Origin of the sequence: Paenibacillus prosopidis, assembly GCF_003337375.1 — a bacterium.
Classification (GTDB): Bacteria; Bacillota; Bacilli; order Paenibacillales; family Paenibacillaceae; genus Pristimantibacillus; species Pristimantibacillus prosopidis.
This window is the reverse complement of sequence record NZ_QPJD01000002.1, coordinates 17448-36267: the sequence shown is the minus strand read 5'-3', so window position 1 is coordinate 36267 and position 18820 is coordinate 17448. Positions and strand designations below refer to the sequence as shown.

The following is an 18820-nucleotide window of genomic DNA, read 5'->3' as shown; positions in this document are numbered from 1 at the left end:
ACGGTAGGCGCAGGAATTTTCGTTGGGACGGCATTTCGGGTATTATCTTGGACGCTGCGAGGCTATCATCCGGCATATACCACCGCTGCCGGACCGGAACTGGAATATCAAAGTGCTCTATGTCGGCCATAGGCTATAGCCTTCCATACACGGCGGTCGACAACGCGAAACCGTGCGTTCTAGCCGATTACTTTGGATAATATTTTTCTTCTGATAAGGTGGCATCATATCGCCGATTCTTGCGAATGTATACCTCCACAATGTCTTGGATCTATGGTTCGAACACTACGTCAAAAGGCGTCTGTGTAAAGGAACAGCAGGAATGGTTCGATTCGCGGACGACTTCGTATGCTGTTTCGAAAAGGAAGAGGATGCGCAAGCGTTCTACGAGGAATTGGTTGAACGATTAGGACGTTTTCATCTGTCGATAGCAGAAGAGAAAACGAAGATCATCCGATTTGGCCATTGGATCAGAAGCGGTGTGCAAACAGGAAAGTCTGCGTAAGCCGGAAACATTTGATTTCCTCGGATTTCGGCATTATTGGGGAAAAGGGAAAAGCGGGAAATACCGCCTGCTTCGTAAAACCAGCCCGAAAAAGTTCCGAATGAGGATCAAGGAATTCTACAAGAAAACCGGCATGCAGAGGAAGAGGCATTCGTAAAAGCAGTAAGAAGAAAGCTGCAAGGGCATTACCAGTACTACGGGGTATCCGACAATGACAATGGAATTCGTTCCTACTAAATATGAACGACGGAGGGAACCATGAACAAGGTCGCCTTAATTACGGGTATTACCGGTCAGGACGGCATGTATCTAGCTGAACTTCTCCTTTCCAAAGGCTATGTAGTCCACGGACTTAGACGTCGCAGCTCATTGGCCAATACCGCACGGATCGACCGAATTGTGGAGGAAGCGAACCGCGGGGAGCAGCGAATGTTTCTTCATTACGGTGATTTGACTGATTCGACGAATCTCGTTCGGTTAGTTCACATTATTCGGCCGGATGAAATTTATAATCTGGCGGCGATGAGCCATGTGCACGTTAGCTTCGATACTCCTGAGTATACAGCGAATGCGGACGGAATCGGCACGCTTCGGTTGTTGGAGGCGGTTAGGCTGGTCGGTCTAACGGAGAAAACGCGGGTGTACCAGGCGTCCACATCGGAATTGTACGGGCTTGTGCAGGTCGTTCCGCAGAGCGAAACGACGCCGTTCTACCCTCGCAGTCCTTATGCTGTCGCGAAATTGTACGGCTATTGGATTACGGTTAACTACCGGGAAGCATACGGCATGTATGCTTGCAATGGCATTTTGTTCAACCATGAAAGTCCGGTTCGCGGAGAGACGTTCGTGACGCGGAAAATAACGAGAGCTGTCGCCAGGATTGCATCAAGCCTGCAGCAAACGCTTGTTCTTGGTAATTTGTCCGCCAAGCGGGACTGGGGTCATGCTCGCGATTATGTCGATGCGATGTGGCGGATTTTACAGCAAAGCGAGCCGGAGGATTATGTCATCGCGACCGGTCAAACGACCGAGGTTCGGGAGTTCGTGCGGCTCGCCTTTAAGGAAGTTGGTATTGAAGTGGCGTTCGACGGAGAGGGCCCGGACGAATATGGTTATGTTGTCTCCTGCAGCAATTCTGATTATTGGTTGTCTGCAGGCCAAAAGGTTGTAGAAGTAAACCCGCGGTTTTACCGGCCTACCGAAGTAGACCTGTTGCTTGGCGATTCGGCGAAAGCTCAATCGAAGCTCGGATGGAAGCCAGCAAGCAGTCTGGCCGATTTGGTGAAAGAGATGGTTGCTGGAGATTTGGAGGAAACCCGTCGCGTCGTCGATTTGCGGAAGCTTGGCTATTCGGTCAGCCTGGATTCAGAGTAGTACGGGGCATAGTAGGACGGACATTTACTAAATTGTTTGGTTATTATTAAAATACCAAAAATTTGGGGATCTGGCTTTGGGAATTGCCCGAATATCCCAAAAGCCACAGCAAGGGTTCTAACTACGTTAATGAAGTTTGGGTTCCTACCTCCTTTATCCAAAATTCCGTTGCCGCCTGTTCATCCGTCCCGGTGGTAAGGATTCCTTATGGAATAGAATTGAATGAACCGATTGCTGTTGACCGCTATGCCTTCTCTCTCCCGGAAGACCGCTTTCTTTTTTTTGTCGATGTTCGATACCCTCAGTGTAGGGACGGAAAAATCCACAGGCGGCCGTCGAAGCGTTCAAGCTTGCATATGACAGGAATGACAGTAAGGTCGGTCTAATTTTAAAAGTAAACAACCCGCATTCATTTCCAGAAAACTATGCAAAGCTGCAACAGCTTATTCAAGGATATACGAATATTTATCTGATTGAACATTACTTTAACCTTGATATGGTAAACTGTCTGATCAATTCGACGGATTGCTTTGTTTCGCTGCATAGAGCGGAAGGATTCGGGCTGGTATTGGCGGAAGCGATGTATTTCGGAATATTGCAACAAACTGGTTGGGGAATACGGACTTTATGAACGAGACGAATTCCTGCTCTATAAATTATCAATTGATTCCAATCGGTAAGACCATCGGTCCTTACGAACCTCACCAGATTTGGGCTGAGCCGGACATTCAACATGCCGCCGCCTATATGCAGAGACTGGTGGACGTGGAATGGCGCAAGATGATCGGCCTGCAAGGAGCCCATACAATACGAACCCATTTTTCACATCCGAAAGTCTTAATCCAAACGCTTCCTCCACTTTCTCTCGCTGATGGAAAGGAGGGTCAGGCATGAAAAAGATCGGAGCATCGAGGGCAAGAATACAAAAGAATTCCGGAAAGAGAAAAAAAGGCAGCATAAAGCGGCGGCTTAAACGACGCGGCATAAACCTGATTGGTTATATCCGTGCGGAGATGGGGATCGGGGAAGCGTGCCGATCTATCGCTAAAGCGATAAAGAAAACGGGCATCCCTTTCCGTATTTTGAATTACCCAAAGGGGAACCCCGGAAGAATGCTTGATTTTTCCTGGAGAAAGATGGAATCCAAGCGTCCCTCGCATAATACCAATCTGTTTATCATGAATCCGGATTCGCTGCTGGGGGCTCGCCATTATTTTGGTAATGCGTTGTTTAAGAAACGCTATAATATAGGATACTGGCATTGGGAGCTTCCCGAATTTCCGGATGAATGGTGTAAAAGTTTTAAATGGGTACAAGAAATATGGGTTCCAACACAGTTTATTAAGGAAAGCGTCGAAAAAAAAGCAAAGGTACCTGTACGCGTTATTCCTCTTGCCATCGAAGTCGGTTACGACCCTCATTTGAACAGACAGTCCTTCGGACTTCCGCAGGATCGTTATCTTTTTTTATCCATGTTCGATACCAACAGCTTGACGCAGCGTAAAAACCCTTATGCAGCTGTTGAGGCTTTTCAATCGGCATTCGCTAACGACGACGCTGCTGCAGGTCTGGTGGTTAAAATAAGCAATCCGGAAGTCGATCCTGAAGGCATCCGTATCCTGAAGCAGCGTACTGCGGATTATCCGAATATTTTCTTTATCGAGGGCGTGATCGGGCGGGAAGAGGTTAATGCGCTCCTCCATTCAGTAGATTGTTTTATTTCCCTTCACCGGTCAGAAGGGTTTGGCCTCGGTTTGGCGGAAGCGATGTATCTGGGTAAGCCGGTGATCGGAACCGGCTGGTCCGGGAATACGGATTTTATGAATGCCGACAATTCCTGCCCGGTTCAATATGAGCTTAAGACGGTAGGCCAAGATTACGGATTGTATAAAGCCCATCAAATATGGGCGAATCCGGATATCGGTCATGCTGCTTATTATATGAAAAAACTGGTGAATGACAGGGAATGGGCACTGCGGATAGGATTAAACGGCCAAACTACGATTCATACCGACTTTTCACCAAACGCGGTGGGCATGCTAATTAAAAACCGACTGGAGAGCAAAAAATTATTATAAGCTAAATTTATGATGAAGTATGACTACGCTGCTGATAACAGTGGAAATAAGATAAGAGGGCGAGTCACGAAGCGTTTTTTGAACGCTAGCGTGAATCGTCCTCTTTTTTCGTGCGGTCGATCGCTTGCGCCATCGTCTTATCGGTCAAGTGAGCATAAATTTGAGTCGTTTCCGGCGATGCGTGTCCCAGCTGCTCCTGAGTCTTGTATATATCGTTTCGCAAGTAATAATCCGTTGCGAATGAATGCCTTAATTTGTGGACGGATAAATATGGCTTGCCGAACCGCTTCGCGTATTTAATGACCATTTCTTGAATAGCGCGTTTCGTCATGCGGGAGCCTTCGTTCTTGCCGTTGGCAATAGCGAGGAACAACGCCTTCTCGCGTTTTGGAGCCTTGTAACGAACATCTCGTAATGTTATATAAGCTTGTAAATCTTCAACCGCCTCTTGGCGGAAGTAAACAGGCGTTTTGAATGTATCATCGTTTTTACCTTTACGGTACACATAGGCAAGCTTCTTCTTAAGATCAATATCATCAACATTTAAATTTACAAGCTCTGAAACCCGCAGCCCGGAATGCAAAATAAAGCTAATGATACAAGCATCGCGCAGCCTATTTAATTCATAAGCGTACAAAGCTTGTTTATTCGAAGCTACATCGGCACCATAATGCTGTTTAATGTAGGCCAAAAATTCAGCTATTTCTTCTTCCTGCAGCAGCTTGCCCTCGAGCTTGGCGGCCGTATCCTTCGGTTTATGCGTGCGTTTTATCGTAACCTTCGCCATGACGTTGCGCTTCAATAGCGGATAGAAGTCATCGTCTTCGGCAATTTGGCTTAAATAATGAAACAGCGAACGGAGGGAGGAGAGCTTGCGTGATATCGTCGTCTTGCTGTTTCTCTCTTCCTTATGTGTCGATAAATACATACGAAAGCCGTCGATGCTGTCCATATGCAGCTTCTCCAGCTCAAGCAGCGCTACGTCTTTCACTTGACGGGCTTCAGACAAGCCTTCTGCCATCAGCCATTTCAGAAACGTCTCGTAATCTCGAATATATTCCACTAATGATGAAGGGGATAAATCCGGCAGCTTGTAGTTAATAAACTTCTCGATATACCAGGGCATGGAAGGAAGCTTCTTATCCAGCTCTTGGCGGTCCTTCTGTTTTAAAATATTGATATGAAGTCACCTCCTGTTGTTATATTGTAGCAAGTCCGATGGGTCGGAACAATGATGTTATAGATAAAAGGTAAAAAAGGACAAGCTCCTTGAACAGAAGCTTGTCCTTTGGTAATTTGGAAGTTGCGGTTTTCGATGTAACCTTTATGTTACAGAATTAACAAAAAATCAACAATTTGCTTCACGTTTTGGCGGAAAAGTAAATTAGTAAATGTATGTAATTTATGTATTTCGGTTACATTTTTATAGTAACTGTGCTAAACTCGAACAAACCAGTCGACAGGGTACCAAACTTATTCCATTTTGCGATATGATTCGTGCACGCGCAAAAGAAAAGGGAGGTTCATTACGATTAATGAACATTAAATTTGTACAACATAGTATGGCGATTATTCTTGTTTTCATGCTTGCTTTAGGGCTGCCTTTGCAAACCGCGCAAGCAGCTTCACCTGCAACACTAAAAGTTGGCAGCACTGGGGTTGATGTCCCCGATTTGCAGTATAGGTTGAAGACGTTAGGGTATTTCAAATCTGACATTACAACCTATTTCGGGACCACTACGCTTGAGTCGCTTACGCGTTTTCAAAAGGATTACGGAATAGAAGCAGACGGAATTGCAGGCTCGCAAACATGGGCAACGCTTCAAAAAGTTTCAGTTAACCAAAAGGAGCTGGATTTACTCGCAAGAATCATCTACGCAGAGTCCCGCGGCGAACCTTATAAAGGTCAGGTCGCGGTAGGAGCTGTAGTGATGAATCGATTGGCATCTTCCAGCTTCCCGAATACGGTTAAAGGTGTTATCGAACAGCCGCAGGCTTTCACCGCAGTCGACGATGGGCAGTACCAATTAAAGCCGGATGCAACTGCTTATAAGGCCGCGCTTGATGCTGCAAGGGGTTATGACCCAACGAACGGGGCCCTCTATTATTTCAACCCTGAAACGGCAACATCGGACTGGATATGGTCGCGTAAGCAGACAGGTAAGATCGGCCGGCATATTTTTGCAGTATAGTTGAACAAGCGTAAACGGCTGGCGCCGTCCTTGGAAGTAAAAGCTCCTTTCGCGGTGAAATATAAGCATCGTACAAAGTTCATATTTATACTTTCTTATATTTTTTAAAAAAAACGACCCTTGACGTACAGTGTATAGCACACTTGCGTTGAGGGCGTTTTTTTTGCAGGGTGATCTTGCTAGATCTGTTTTTAAAGTCGTAACTAAACGTGTTAGAATAGGTTAAATAGAAATTCATATCAGTTATTATCCGGAGGTGCCTTACATGAAAGTGGAAATTTGGTCGGATTATGCTTGTCCGTTCTGTTATATTGGCAAAAGAAAGTTTGAAATGGCGCTCGAGCGGTTCGAACACAAAGAAAAGGTAGAGACGGTCTTTCGCAGCTTTGAGCTCGATCCGAATGCAGATCCGAATGCCAACAAAAGCACGTACAGCATGCTGGCGTCTAAATATGGGATGAGCATCGAGCAGGCGAAAGCAACAACAGTAAATGTAGCAGAACAGGCTGCAGCAGTAGGTTTAACGTTCAACTTTGAAAATATGGTTGAAACAAATACTTTTGACGCTCATCGGGTTGTACAATATGCTAATGAGCAGGGCAAGGCTAAGGAAATGTCTGAAAGATTGTTTAAGGCCCATTTCACTGACAACGAGAATGTCGGAAATCGCAGCACATTAGCTCAGTTAGCTGCTGAAGTTGGTCTAGATGCAGATCAGGTCTCCGAGATGCTTGCCACGAGCAGCTATAAAGACGATGTGCGCAATCAAGAAGAGGAGGGCAACCGTCTTGGAATTCGAGGCGTTCCATACTATGTATTCGATCGTAAGTACGCGGTTTCAGGCGCTCAATCACCAGAGGTGTTTTTGGATACACTGAACAAAGCTTGGGAAGAGAAATACAAGGCGTTCGTTCAAGTGAATGAAGGTGATAACGATTCATTATGCACGGACGGATCTTGCGCAATAAACGAACCTAAGTCCTAATAAACTGATTAAGGGTGACTGTCTTATGGATGATCTGACGGCTAAAAGCAGCTGCCAAATTCAACGGATTGGCGAGGTTGTCCGTTTGGAAGAGCATTTTGTGCTTATTTTGTGTAACGGGAAGATGATTGAAGTACCTAATGCAAAAGTTGATGCCGATGTACGTCCTGGAGATCAGGTCTCCTGGACTGGCTGCAGTTGGAGCTGCATCAACTAATGTTTTATTCACCTTGGACGGTTTATACAAATACATATTTGTCTGTGACGGAATGACGATTTATAATAGAGAACGTGTGTTAATTGTATGCTTACGAAGCAAAATTTGCTAAGCTGCGCAAAAGTTTAGGGGGAATTAGTTGTGACAAACGAACAACAACGACTGCTTGTATTCGCCGGTTCTTATTCGGAAGCGGAGGAGAGCGGCGTTTATGTGTATGCTTTTGATGAGGAATCGGGTACATTAACGTTGACAGACGAGTTTGCCGGATTAAAAAATCCGACGTTCCTTAATGTAGATGCAGAGCGCAAGCTATTGTATTCCATTGCGGAGACGGTTAATCCGGGTGGGAAAAAGGTCGGCGAAGCGGCCGTATTTGCCATAAATGCCGCAAAAGGCGAAATTCGTCTTATCAATCGCGAGATTACCGTTGATTCGACGCTCTGTCATATTCAGCGTGATATGAACAGCCGATATTTGACGGTAACCAGCTATCATGGCGGCATGATAGGATACTTCAGCATTGCGGATGACGGGAAAATTGGCAATATGCTGGATGTTCAGCAGCATGAGGGAAGCAGCCAACATCCAGAACGTCAAGACCGTCCACATCCGCATTCATCGTTTTACAGTCCTGATGGCCGGTTTATTCTCGTACCGGATTTAGGTCTTGATCGGATAATTACGTATTCCGTAGATGAAGCGAATGGAAAGCTCGTTCGACACTCGGAAGGTGTGCTGCATCCAGGTGCGGGTCCTCGCCATTTGGCTTTCCATCCAAATGGAAAGCTCCTCTATGTAATTAATGAGGTAGATTCCACGATTACTTCGTTTACATACGATGCGGAGAAGGGCCAGCTGACGGTTAAGGAAACAGTGAGCACTTTGCCGGCGGACTTCACAGAGGAAAATTCATGCGCGGAAATTACGGTATCGGCTGACGGCAAATTCGTATACGGCTCGAACCGCGGACATGACAGCATCGTTGTCTTTGCTGTTGATGAACAATCAGGCTTGCTGAAGCTTGTTCAGCATGTATCTGTCCAAGGCGGTCATCCGCGTCACTTTGCACTTACGCCGAATGGCCGATATTTAATTGCTGCGAACCGCGACACGAATAACATCGTAACGTTCCGAGTTGATCAGGAAAGCGGAAAACTTCAATTTACAGGCAATAGCGTAAACGTATCGAAGCCGGTTTGTGTAATACCTATTTATTTAACTCCGTAAATAATTAATGGTATAAGCAATGGAATGAAGAGGAGAAATCAGAAGCGTGGCTACCAGCGAAGAAGAAAAACCAAAATTAAAGCCGACAAAAATATTCAAATGCAAAAATCCGGAATGCAAAGCATGGGTTAGGGATGAGTTCGCGGCTACCGAGCAGGCTTGTCCGATCTGTAAAGGTCCGATGTCCAGAAGCATGCGGCATTTACCGGCCGTTCAAAACAAACCGAAGCCCCAGCCCCGTAAACCGAAGTCTGATTTCTAAAGGATCATAAGAAAAACCCAATCCACTGTGTACAGCCGGATTGGGTTTTTTTCAAGCAGGAATGTGATACGATAGATGTACAAAAAGATGACAGGACGGTATTGCAATATGCTTTTTTATTTTGTCGCATTGTTCACAGCAGCCATTATCGTAATGTTAAACAACCGAAACAATGAATCGAATCGCTGGGCAACATTTTTCTTATGCAGCGCATCGGTAGGAGGGCTTACTGATTTCATTCGCAATGGCGGATGGTTAGCGGCGGCAGATGCCTTACAGTTTCTCAACTATACATTAACGCCATACGGTGTTCTGCTGTTCAGCATCATATATGCAGGGGCTTTTCCAAAAAGAAAAACGAGACACTATTTGAAGCTTCTGCTGCTGCTTCCTGTGGCTGCATTAGCTGTTGCAGCTGCAATTAATCCAAATAAGCAGTTGTTTTTTACACTGCTGCTAATATGTACGGCACCTTATTACTTGATTTCATGCTATCTGCTAATCGTCTCGTTCTGGAAGGAAAGTGATCTTAGACTCAAGAGGAACCGCTTCATCACGACTATAATCATCGTCCCGACGCTGCTCGGTGTCCTTATTTTTATATACGTGGCAAAGGTATTTTCTCCTGATTTTGAATTTTTTAATTATATCTCCGTATTTATCATTTATTCGCTTACGCTCGCCCTATTATGTACATTTGTATACGGCGTACTCGGTGTGAAGCTCCGATTTGAACGTGATTCGCTGGAGAGCGCCATGAAGGCGGTCAGTTCGGGTACCACGCTGCTTAACCATACGATCAAGAACGAAATCGGTAAAATTTCGATTAGCACCGATAATTTAAAAAGCTTGCTTCCCGAAACGGATGAGCAATCAAAGCAGCATATGCAAATTATTGCAAACGCCACTAATCATATGCTTGCCATGGTCACCCGGATCCATAGTCAAACGAAGGATATTACGCTCAATGAGGAGCCTTGCCGGCTAGATCAGCTGGTGGATCAATGTATCATGCAGCATGAAGGGCTAATGAACGAGCAAGGCGTGACGATTCATGCTGCATATGCGATGCGTCCGGTCGTCGTATGTGATGCCGTTCATGTGAGCGAGGCACTTGGCAACGTGTTTATGAACGCCTGTGAAGCGATGCCTGGCGGGGGCATTATAGAGGTTCGTCTAGATACGAATAAAAGCGGTATTGAGCTCTCGATTCAAGATCGCGGAACGGGGATCGCTGCAGACAAGCTTGGGCTCGTGTTTGAACCCTTCTATAGCAGCGGGAAAACCGGCCGTAATTTTGGACTCGGCTTGTCATACGTCTATAATGTCATGCAGAAGAGCGGCGGAAAAGTGGAGCTGGCAAACCGGGATGGCGGCGGAACAAGCGTTACGTTCTTTTGGCCGAATAAAAAGGTTTTATAATGTTTTCATTGGAGGGAAGCAACTTGAGCCATATCAAAGTGTTTATCGTCGAGGATGATGCGGATTGGATCAAAGCGCTCACCGCTTTCCTGAACCGGGAGGATGATTTGCTTGTTGTCGGAGCTGCGACAAACTCAGGCGAAGCGCTGAGAATGGCACAGACGATCGCTTTTGACGTTGTGCTGATGGATATTCAGCTGGAAGGCAGCAAGCTTGACGGCATACATACGGCAATGATAATGCATGAGCATTCTTCAGCCAAAATCATCATGTTAACGTCGTTAAATGATGAGCGGTCGATGACGCAAGCTTTTACGGCGGGGGCCATACACTATTTAGAGAAAACGCGTTATCAGGAGCTGCCTCAAACGATCCGAAGCGCCTATTATCATCCGGCTCCAATGGAGGCGCTGCTCAAGGAGCTGGCCAGACTGAAACGGGAGGAGCAGCTTAAGGACTTGACCGGCGCTGAGCGCGAGGTGTTTGAGCTTATCGAGGCGGGTTATACGCAGTCGCAAATCGAGCAGAAGCTGTTCAAGGCGGAGAGCACGCTAAAAAATCAGGTGAACAAAATGCTGAAAAAGTTCGGTGTGCGCAGCAGTAAAGAAGCGGTGGAGAAGGTTAGACGAAGAGGCCTTTTCCAGAGAGATGAGAAGGAGTAAATGGACGGACAATCATAATTTCGAAAGGGGTACTACGCTGCGTAGTACCCCCTTTGTGTGTTGTTCTACGAAAGTTGGAACTGCCTGAAGGCCGGTTTACAGCTTACAATGAGAGCGAGAGGAAGGGATCGAAGCATGAACGGACCGCTGCAAAGGAAGAAGTCGCAGGACATATTGCTAATAGATGGACAATGCTTGCTCTGCAATAGGATTACGCGTTTTGTTGCAAAACGGGATAAAGCAAAAGTCTTTCACTTCGCATCGCTTCAGTCACGAGCTGGTCAACAGCTGCTTATTGAGGGGCATTTACCTATCGATGATTTAAACACATTCGTTATGGTGAAGGACGGGCAGTATTTTACGAAGTCGGAAGCTGCGCTGCGAGTGTTCCGCAAGCTGGACGGATTCTGGCCGGTCTTGTACATGTTTATTTTCGTTCCGCTTGCCTGGAGAAACGCGGTTTATGACCGAATAGCACGCAACCGTTTCAAATGGTTCGGAAAGGCAGATGCTTGTTTGCTGCCGACTGCAGATGTGAGGGGACGTTTTTTGGAAAATGGAATTGAACCGGCCGAAAGCGGGGGAATGTCTGATGAAAAATGAACCCATATATGTCGAGCTTGATATTCATACGTCGCTGGAAGAGCTTTTGGAACATACGCAAACGCCGGAGCTGCATGAGCAGTGGGATCTCCGGTTTACCGAAATTCGTTACTTGCCGCGTGCAAGTGAAGCAGACAAGCAGAGTTTTCTTTATAAGACGCGGATCGGCTTCGGTCTAAATATAGCCGGAACCGGGAAAACGAGCAGCAAGCTTCATCACAATGCCAATGAAAGGCTGTCAACGTTAACCTTTGGCTCAGATCAACCCGTTTCGTTGATTCGTCAAGGGGGCGGTTATTGGAAGTATAAGCAAAACGGCAAAGGTGTCACGTTTATCACTTTATATGACTACAAAACGCGCTTTGGAATAGCCGGGCGCTTGCTCGACCGTTATTTATTTCGTCCGTTATTCGGTTATGCGACCGGATGGAGCTTTGATCGATTGCGTATTTGGCTTGAGGAACGAATTCCTCCTGCAGTCGTAGCCGAGAGAGCGCTAATCCATTACGCGAGCGTACTTATCATGATGCTGCTTTGGTGTTATGAGGGAATCGTACCGAAGCTGTTATATCCGGAAGCGGGTGAGCTGTCCATCATGAAGCAATTGGGCATGTTTGAAGGTATGGAGCTGCAAATGGTGCAGCTGCTTGGAATAAGCGAGACTGGTTTCGGTTTACTTGCTGCTTACTGGCATCGAAAGAAATGGACGTCCATCGTCCAAATCGTGGTACTGCTTTTGCTGAATTTGCCTGCATTAGTATACCTTCCCGAACTGTTGAGGTCGCCTTTTAATCCGCTCACTTTAACGCTGCCTATGATTGGACTATGCTTGGCTGCTCATTGGTCGCGGCGTCATTTGCCTAAAGCCAGCCGCTGCAAACGCAAGCTTGCACAAGTTCAGAAGAATTGAGGGGGAATTCACAATGAGATCAATCTATGAGCAAGTATTAGGAGCGGATTTCAATAAACTGCATCCTCGCATACAGCAGCGTTTTGGCTTCAGCAGTCAAGACAGGTCGGCCTCAATCGGACATGGTGTAATGAAGCGAATTTGGTATAACAAGATCGTAACATTGCCTTTATTTATTGGGACATTCCGGCATATCATGTTTCCGCAAGGCGGTAAGAACATCCCTTTTTCCATTGAAAACTTTGCCTATACCGATCGATTTGGCCGTGAGACCGTTACTTGGATTCGTAAGTTCAAATTTCCGCGAACAATTCGGCATTTTGATGCTACGATGGTGTACAGCGGGGAGCGAGAGGTCATCGTCGACTATTTAGGAAACAAACAGCATCTGGCGGTTGATTTGGATATATCCGCAACACCAAACGGCGGAATTCGAATCCGCTCGGGCGAGCAGCGATTTTATGAAGGACGGCTTCAATTCCGGTTCCCGCGTTTATTTACCGGCTGCGCCGAAGTATGCGAGTGGTATGATGATGATGAAGCGTGCTACAAAATTACAGTAGACGTGCGCAATCCGATTTTCGGGCAAATTTTTCGTTATGAGGGCTCCTTTCAAGCAGCTTTCATTGCAGCGGATCCAGAAGCAATACCTGTCGGCATACAACCTTTGCGGGAAGAGAAACGGGAATAGGCGGCTGCTGCCGTTTATTCCTTTGTAAGTTGCTGGTTCAGCGTTGTATAATAGCGATAGACTTGGCGAATGGAGTATGTGGCGAATGAAAAAGTTTAAGAAATTTTATATAGAAACGACCAGTATTTGCAATCTCTCGTGCAGCTTCTGTCCGCCGACGCAGCGGGCGAAGGGGTTTATTTCAGTTGATGATTTTAAGAAGACGCTCGATCAAATCAAACCTCACACGGACTACATTTATTTTCATGTGAAGGGCGAACCGATGCTCCATCCGAAAATCGATGAACTGCTGGACATTAGCCATGATAAGGGCTTTAAAGTGAACATTACGTCAAACGGCACGCTCATCACAAAAAATAAAGCAAAGCTGCTTGGTAAGCCTGCATTGCGGCAAATTAATTTCTCGTTGCACAGCTTTGACGGGCACGCAGGCTCTACGAACAAAGAAGGCTATCTTGCGGAAATATTATCGTTTGTGAAGGAAGCGGTCGAAAGCAGCAGCATCATTATTTCCTTTCGATTATGGAATCTCGATATGGACAATGAAACGAATCAGCAGAGGAACAAAAACCGGGAGCTGCTCGGAATGATTGAGAAGGCTTTCGATCTTGACTATAAAATTGAAGAAAAGTTTATCCCGGGAACCGGCGTGAAAATTGCGGAGCGAATCTATTTGAACCAGGATCCGGAATTCAAATGGCCGGATTTGAAAGAGCCGGAGGATGACGGCAAAGGGTTCTGCCATGCGCTTCGCAATCAGGCAGGCATTCTAATAGATGGAACGGTTATTCCTTGCTGCTTAGATGGGGAAGGCGTTATAAACCTAGGCAATATTCATGAAACGCAATTCTCGGAAATTATAGAGAACGAGCGGGCAACGAAGCTGTATGAAGGCTTCTCCCGAAGGGAAGCGGTCGAGGAATTATGCAGGAAATGCGGCTACCGCCAACGTTTCGGTTAATTCTCGTTTTGTAGGAGAGGCCATTTTATGGTATTATTTGAGTCGGGCTGTTTATATCATTTTTTCTATCATTCGCACAGTTAGGAGATTCGAGGACACATGGACTTTTTAACCATTTTAAAAGCGATTATTTTGGGAATTGTGGAAGGCATAACAGAGTTTGCTCCTGTATCATCGACGGGACATATGATCATCGTTGATGGCATGTGGCTTCAATCGGAGCAGTTTTTGACAAAGTATGTTGCGAATACGTTCAAAATTGTCATTCAGCTTGGATCGATTTTAGCGGTGGTCATTATTTTCCGGGACCGCTTCATTGAAATGCTCGGCTTGCGCCGCGGCAAGCAAGAAACGGGTCAAGGAGAAGCTGGTCAAAAGGGCAAGCTAAAGCTTACGCATGTTATCGTAGGCCTCATTCCTGCCGGTGTACTCGGCCTGCTGTTTGAAGATTACATCGATGAGCATTTATTTTCGATCAGGACGGTGTTGTTTGGTCTAGTCATTGGAGCGGTGTTCATGATCATTGCCGACAAATTTAGACCTTCAAAGCTTAAGGCGGAGACGGTCGATCAAATTACATACAAGCAAGCGCTCACCGTTGGACTCATTCAATGCCTATCGCTCTGGCCGGGCTTTTCACGTTCAGGCTCGACCATATCCGGAGGAGTATTGCTTGGACTGAGCCACCGCGCCGCGTCTGATTTCACCTTCATTATGGCGGTACCGATAATGGCCGGTGCAAGTGCAATTTCCTTAGCGAAAAACTGGCAATACATTACGCTTGAGTACCTGCCGTTCTTCATTGCAGGTTTTATCAGCGCATTCGTTTTCGCACTCATTTCCATCCGTTTCTTCTTAAAGCTCATTAACAAAATTAAGCTGGTCCCATTCGCGATTTATCGTATTGTGCTGGCTGTTGTCATTTATATCGTTTACTTCTAAATAACACGAATGGCCTGCTTCCCAACTAGAGGAAGCAGGCCATTTTTGTTTTCATTATTGACACGAAGGGTAAGGGAGAATGTCGGCAATTTCATTAATCCTGTAATGGAATGTAGCAAACTGGCTGGCGTATAAATATTGGAGCAAAAAGATTTGATCGTTTTGAACGTTACACAATACTCCGGATACGCCTTGACCATTGCGTAACGATACCCCTACTGGACGGCCGATATTATACATTGCCTTCTGTACGATTGGATTAACCGAAGGCATGGAGCCTGGACCTGGTGTTAACACCTTAGTCGTTCATCCTCTCTGTCATTTGCCTATCGTAGCATATGCAGAGAATGTCTTATTGTCTACCGTATTTTTGGCCTTCGTATATCCCGGTTCGTCCTGAGAAGAGATAACTGATGACGCAGCCGATAAATAAATAAATGGCACCTTCCGAACCGAATAATTCGATGCCCATGATAAAGCAGGCAATCGGCGTTTTCGCTGCGCCGCTAAATACGGATACGAAGCCGACAGCAGCGAGAAACGGTACAGACACAACGAGCAGCCCCGCTAATGCGCTGCCGAGTGTAGAGCCGATTACAAATAACGGCGTCACTTCACCGCCTTGAAATCCAGTGCCCAGTGTAATGGCGGTAAAAAAGGTTTTCAGCAGAAAGGCAAGAGGAGAGACGGCTTCTTGAAACGACTGTTGAATGAGCGGTATGCCGAGCCCTAAATAGTCACGTGTACCTATTAAATAAACAAGGACAATAAGGATTAGCCCGCCTATAAAGCTTTTTAATACGGGATTGATAAACCATTTGCCAAATAACAGCTTTAGCTTGCGTGTCAATTGGGTGAAGAGGTAAGCAGCTAGGCCGAATAGGATAGAGGCGCCGACAAGTTTAATGATAAGCAGCATCCCGAGCGGAGGAACAGCTCCCATCGAATAAGGAATATGCTCAATGCCCCAAACTGTTGTGATTAAATGTCCGACATAGCTGGCTATAAAGCAAGGCAGCAGCGCTTCATAGCTGACAGCTCCAATAGCGAGCACCTCTAAAGCGAAAATCGTTCCGGCAAGCGGCGTGCCGAATACCGCGCCAAAGCCGCTGCTGATGCCGCACATTAAAATGATTTTACGATCAAATGTGCTTAATTTCAGAAGCTTGCCAACCCACGCAGAGAGGCTTCCGCCCATTTGTACGGCGGTGCCTTCCCGTCCGGCAGATCCGCCGAATAGATGTGTAGTCAACGTTCCGAACAAAACTAGCGGAGCCATTCGCAGCGGAACAGCTCCATCGCCTGAGTGAATTTGTTCAATAATGAGGTTATTGCCTTTGCCGGTCTCTTTCCCTGCCTTCATATATAGATAGCTTACCATAGCTCCTCCGGCAGGAAGCAGCCATAGCAGCCAGCCATTGTTTATCCTTGTTGCAGTAACCCAGTCGAGACTAGCAAGGAATAAAGCAGTGACGGAGCCCGTTAAAACGCCTACAATACTAGCGATTAGGATCCATTTGAGTAAAAAGCTCACTAAAACGAAAGGTGTAGCTCTTGCTGCTGCCATTCGATATTTACTCCTTTATTTTCCCAATGAAACACGTAAATTAAAGCTTAATACTTACTAGTTATTATACATGGCCTGCGATAAATTGACTAATCATATTCGCAAATGGTATATTTGAATGTATGTTTAGTGCAGGGATCATACAAACGGCTGCGTGCTTGCACGCAGCCGTTTGTGCCTACAATTTGGAGGAAAGCTACCCGTGAACAATTATCCGTTTGATTTTGACCCGAAACAGTCTTTCATTCAGCAAGCGAGCGATTGGATCGCCGATGTCTTTTATGAGAAGCTGCCAGAGGCTGGATTTGAAATAAGAGACGAACAAATTTATATGGCTTTTCAATTGGAGCGGGCATATGCCGACAAACAAACGATTTTCGCGGAAGCGGGAGTGGGAACGGGCAAAACGTTCGTCTATTTATTATATGCGATCAGCTATGCGCGATATATGCGTAAGCCAGCTATCATCGCATGTGCCGATGAATCATTAATTGAGCAGCTGGTAAAGCCTGAAGGTGACATCGCCAAGCTTGCCCGTTACTTGGATTTGACGATCGATGCGAGATTAGGCAAATCCGCCGATCAATATATTTGCTTGAACAAGCTTGATGATGCCCGGTCCGGACAAGATGATGCGGAGCTGTTTGACAGCATTTACAGAGAATTGCCAAGCTTCGTTCTGAAGCCGGAAACGATGCAAAGCTTCTATCCTTACGGCAACCGCAAGGAATATCCAAGCCTGAACGACGAGCAATGGAACCAGCTTGGCTGGGACGTCTTCCAGGACTGTTTGGTATGCGAAAGAAGGCATCGCTGCGGTCAGACGTTGTCGCGCGACCATTACCGAAAGGCTGCCGATGTCATTATTTGTTCGCATGATTTCTATATGGAGCATGTTTGGACATATGAGGCGAGAAAACGCGAAGGACAGCTGCCGCTGCTGCCGGAGCACAGCTCTGTTGTGTTTGATGAAGGTCATTTGCTGGAAACAGCAGCACAGCAAGCGTTAACGTACAAGCTGAATCACGCTGTATTTGAAGGCATTGTTACTCGCCTGCTGCAAGAGGAAATTCGGGAATCGCTCGCGGTAGCGGTAGAAGAAGCCATCACACAGAGTGAATATCTCTTCAAGCTTGTGAAAAAGCGCAGCGTGAAGGTTCCGGCTTCGGATCGCAAAGAAATCGAATGGAGCGAAGAGCTGCTTCGTGAAGTCAACCGATTGCAGGACACGTTAGCCGTTATTGAAGAGGAGCTCGTATTCGAGAGCGGCTTGTATACGATCGATACGTACCAGCTGAAAATTGTCGAAGAGCATCTGGAGATGATTCAATTTGCTCTATCCTTGTTCAAGCGGCCGGACAAGCCCATTAGCTGGGTGACGCAGGATAAGGACGATATTTCACTCGTCATTATGCCGAAATGGGTGAAGGAAGTGCTGAAGGAGCAGGTGTTCTCCCGCAAAATGCCAATCGTATTTTCATCAGCAACGCTTTCGGTAAATGGTTCCTTTGACTATATGATGGACATATTGGGAATGGATAGCGCCTTGTCATTTTCTGTACCGTCGCCGTACGAGTATAGGCAGCATATGCGCGTATTGGCGCCAAAGGCTGGAGAGGTAATTGGATTACAAGATAAAGTCCGGGAGACGTATCGGTTGCTGAAGCAATCGGGCGGAAGGACGCTGCTGTTGTTCCCGTCAATGGAGCAATTAGAACAGTTCAAGGGTGAAGCTGAGTTGCTTCCCGAAAACCCGGATTTCCGCTTCCTGTATGAAGGCTCAGCAGAGATCAGCCATCTGATTGAACAGTTCCAAACGGATGAAACGAGCAATTTATGTGCGGTCACCTTATGGGAAGGACTTGATGTTCCAGGTCCGTCGTTATCGCAGGTTATTGTTTGGGAGCTTCCGTTTCCTCCGAACGATCCGTTGTTTGCAGCCAGACGCAGCGATGCAAGCCAGCCTTTCGAGCAAGTGGATATGCCGTACATGCTGCTGCGCTTGAGACAGGGGATTGGACGATTAATTCGTTCGCGGGAAGACCGCGGCACGATCGTAATATTCGGCAATAAGCTGAATGACGGGCATGTACGTGAGCAGGTTGAACGGGTTATTCCGGAAGGCGTAACGCTTGAGAGTTTGTAGGGTATATGAAATAGTATGTTTAAGGAGGAGGGGATTCCCTTCTTCTTTTTTTATTTCCCACCATACCTTCTTC

General features: G+C 46.3%; 20 protein-coding genes and 1 pseudogene. 18 read left to right on the top strand and 3 right to left on the bottom strand.

From position 1 onward, the window contains the following. Positions 1–223: 223 nt before the first annotated feature. From DFP97_RS02325 to DFP97_RS02305, 5 genes and pseudogenes are all read left to right on the top strand, one after another. The gene (locus DFP97_RS02325) at positions 224–505 is read left to right on the top strand and encodes a reverse transcriptase domain-containing protein (RefSeq protein WP_114378374.1); all 282 of its coding nucleotides are present in this window, start codon (positions 224–226) and stop codon (positions 503–505) included. Positions 506–763: 258 nt separating this feature from the next. Further along, positions 764–1879 (top strand): GDP-mannose 4,6-dehydratase, encoded by a 1116-nt coding sequence (gene gmd, locus DFP97_RS02320; RefSeq protein WP_114378373.1) that lies wholly within the window; start codon positions 764–766, stop codon positions 1877–1879. Between the two features lie 325 nt (positions 1880–2204). Continuing rightward, a pseudogene (locus DFP97_RS32175) lies at positions 2205–2510 on the top strand (glycosyltransferase); the annotation flags it as partial. Further along, entirely contained in the window at positions 2507–2773 is a 267-nt protein-coding gene (locus tag DFP97_RS02310; RefSeq protein ID WP_114378371.1) for a hypothetical protein, read from the top strand. The pseudogene DFP97_RS32175 and the gene DFP97_RS02310, both read left to right, overlap by 4 nt. Then, positions 2770–3957 carry a glycosyltransferase family 4 protein gene (locus DFP97_RS02305; protein ID WP_114378370.1) on the top strand — a complete coding sequence of 396 codons (1188 nt, stop codon included), beginning with the start codon at positions 2770–2772 and terminating at the stop codon, positions 3955–3957. The genes DFP97_RS02310 and DFP97_RS02305 overlap by 4 nt, the downstream gene beginning before the upstream one ends. Before the next feature lie 85 nt (positions 3958–4042). On the opposite strand, the gene xerS is transcribed toward DFP97_RS02305, so the two are convergent. After that, the gene (gene xerS / locus DFP97_RS02300) at positions 4043–5137 is read right to left on the bottom strand and encodes a tyrosine recombinase XerS (RefSeq protein ID WP_114378369.1); all 1095 of its coding nucleotides are present in this window, start codon (positions 5135–5137) and stop codon (positions 4043–4045) included. A 355-nt stretch (positions 5138–5492) separates the two neighbouring features. Between xerS and sleB the strand changes: the two genes are divergently transcribed. The 12 genes from sleB to DFP97_RS02240 all read left to right on the top strand — a co-directional run bounded on the left by sleB (position 5493) and on the right by DFP97_RS02240 (position 15034). Further along, entirely contained in the window at positions 5493–6149 is a 657-nt protein-coding gene (gene sleB, locus DFP97_RS02295; protein WP_425453485.1) for a spore cortex-lytic enzyme, read from the top strand. A gap of 265 nt (positions 6150–6414) precedes the next feature. Then, positions 6415–7134: a DsbA family oxidoreductase gene (locus tag DFP97_RS02290; protein WP_114378368.1), complete on the top strand. Its 720-nt coding sequence runs from the start codon at positions 6415–6417 to the stop codon at positions 7132–7134. A gap of 25 nt (positions 7135–7159) precedes the next feature. After that, on the top strand, positions 7160–7351 hold the full coding sequence (locus DFP97_RS02285) for a hypothetical protein (RefSeq protein WP_114378367.1): 192 nt from the start codon (positions 7160–7162) through the stop codon (positions 7349–7351). A 141-nt stretch (positions 7352–7492) separates the two neighbouring features. Continuing rightward, entirely contained in the window at positions 7493–8581 is a 1089-nt protein-coding gene (locus tag DFP97_RS02280; protein ID WP_114378366.1) for a lactonase family protein, read from the top strand. A gap of 46 nt (positions 8582–8627) precedes the next feature. Continuing rightward, entirely contained in the window at positions 8628–8843 is a 216-nt protein-coding gene (locus DFP97_RS02275; RefSeq protein ID WP_114378365.1) for a cold-inducible protein YdjO-related protein, read from the top strand. Between the two features lie 75 nt (positions 8844–8918). Beyond that, positions 8919–10265 carry a sensor histidine kinase gene (locus DFP97_RS02270; RefSeq protein ID WP_245975859.1) on the top strand — a complete coding sequence of 449 codons (1347 nt, stop codon included), beginning with the start codon at positions 8919–8921 and terminating at the stop codon, positions 10263–10265. A 23-nt stretch (positions 10266–10288) separates the two neighbouring features. Continuing rightward, positions 10289–10927, top strand: a complete 639-nt coding sequence (locus DFP97_RS02265) for a response regulator transcription factor (RefSeq protein ID WP_114378828.1) — start codon at positions 10289–10291, stop codon at positions 10925–10927. 135 nt (positions 10928–11062) lie between these two features. Beyond that, positions 11063–11530, top strand: a complete 468-nt coding sequence (locus DFP97_RS02260) for a thiol-disulfide oxidoreductase DCC family protein (protein WP_114378364.1) — start codon at positions 11063–11065, stop codon at positions 11528–11530. Then, positions 11520–12440 carry a DoxX-like family protein gene (locus tag DFP97_RS02255; RefSeq protein ID WP_114378363.1) on the top strand — a complete coding sequence of 307 codons (921 nt, stop codon included), beginning with the start codon at positions 11520–11522 and terminating at the stop codon, positions 12438–12440. The genes DFP97_RS02260 and DFP97_RS02255 overlap by 11 nt, the downstream gene beginning before the upstream one ends. A gap of 13 nt (positions 12441–12453) precedes the next feature. Next, entirely contained in the window at positions 12454–13131 is a 678-nt protein-coding gene (locus DFP97_RS02250; protein WP_114378362.1) for a DUF4166 domain-containing protein, read from the top strand. An 85-nt stretch (positions 13132–13216) separates the two neighbouring features. After that, positions 13217–14092 (top strand): radical SAM/SPASM domain-containing protein, encoded by an 876-nt coding sequence (locus DFP97_RS02245; protein WP_114378361.1) that lies wholly within the window; start codon positions 13217–13219, stop codon positions 14090–14092. Between the two features lie 99 nt (positions 14093–14191). Then, positions 14192–15034, top strand: a complete 843-nt coding sequence (locus tag DFP97_RS02240) for an undecaprenyl-diphosphate phosphatase (protein ID WP_114378360.1) — start codon at positions 14192–14194, stop codon at positions 15032–15034. 54 nt (positions 15035–15088) lie between these two features. On the opposite strand, the gene DFP97_RS02235 is transcribed toward DFP97_RS02240, so the two are convergent. Together DFP97_RS02235 and DFP97_RS02230 are read right to left on the bottom strand one after the other, a co-directional pair. After that, positions 15089–15307 carry a hypothetical protein gene (locus DFP97_RS02235; RefSeq protein WP_114378827.1) on the bottom strand — a complete coding sequence of 73 codons (219 nt, stop codon included), beginning with the start codon at positions 15305–15307 and terminating at the stop codon, positions 15089–15091. A 79-nt stretch (positions 15308–15386) separates the two neighbouring features. Then, positions 15387–16601: a voltage-gated chloride channel family protein gene (locus DFP97_RS02230; protein ID WP_114378359.1), complete on the bottom strand. Its 1215-nt coding sequence runs from the start codon at positions 16599–16601 to the stop codon at positions 15387–15389. A gap of 202 nt (positions 16602–16803) precedes the next feature. Here DFP97_RS02230 and DFP97_RS02225 point away from each other — a divergent pair, with 202 nt between their 5' ends. Beyond that, entirely contained in the window at positions 16804–18747 is a 1944-nt protein-coding gene (locus DFP97_RS02225) for an ATP-dependent DNA helicase (RefSeq protein ID WP_114378358.1), read from the top strand. Positions 18748–18820: the final 73 nt, after the last annotated feature.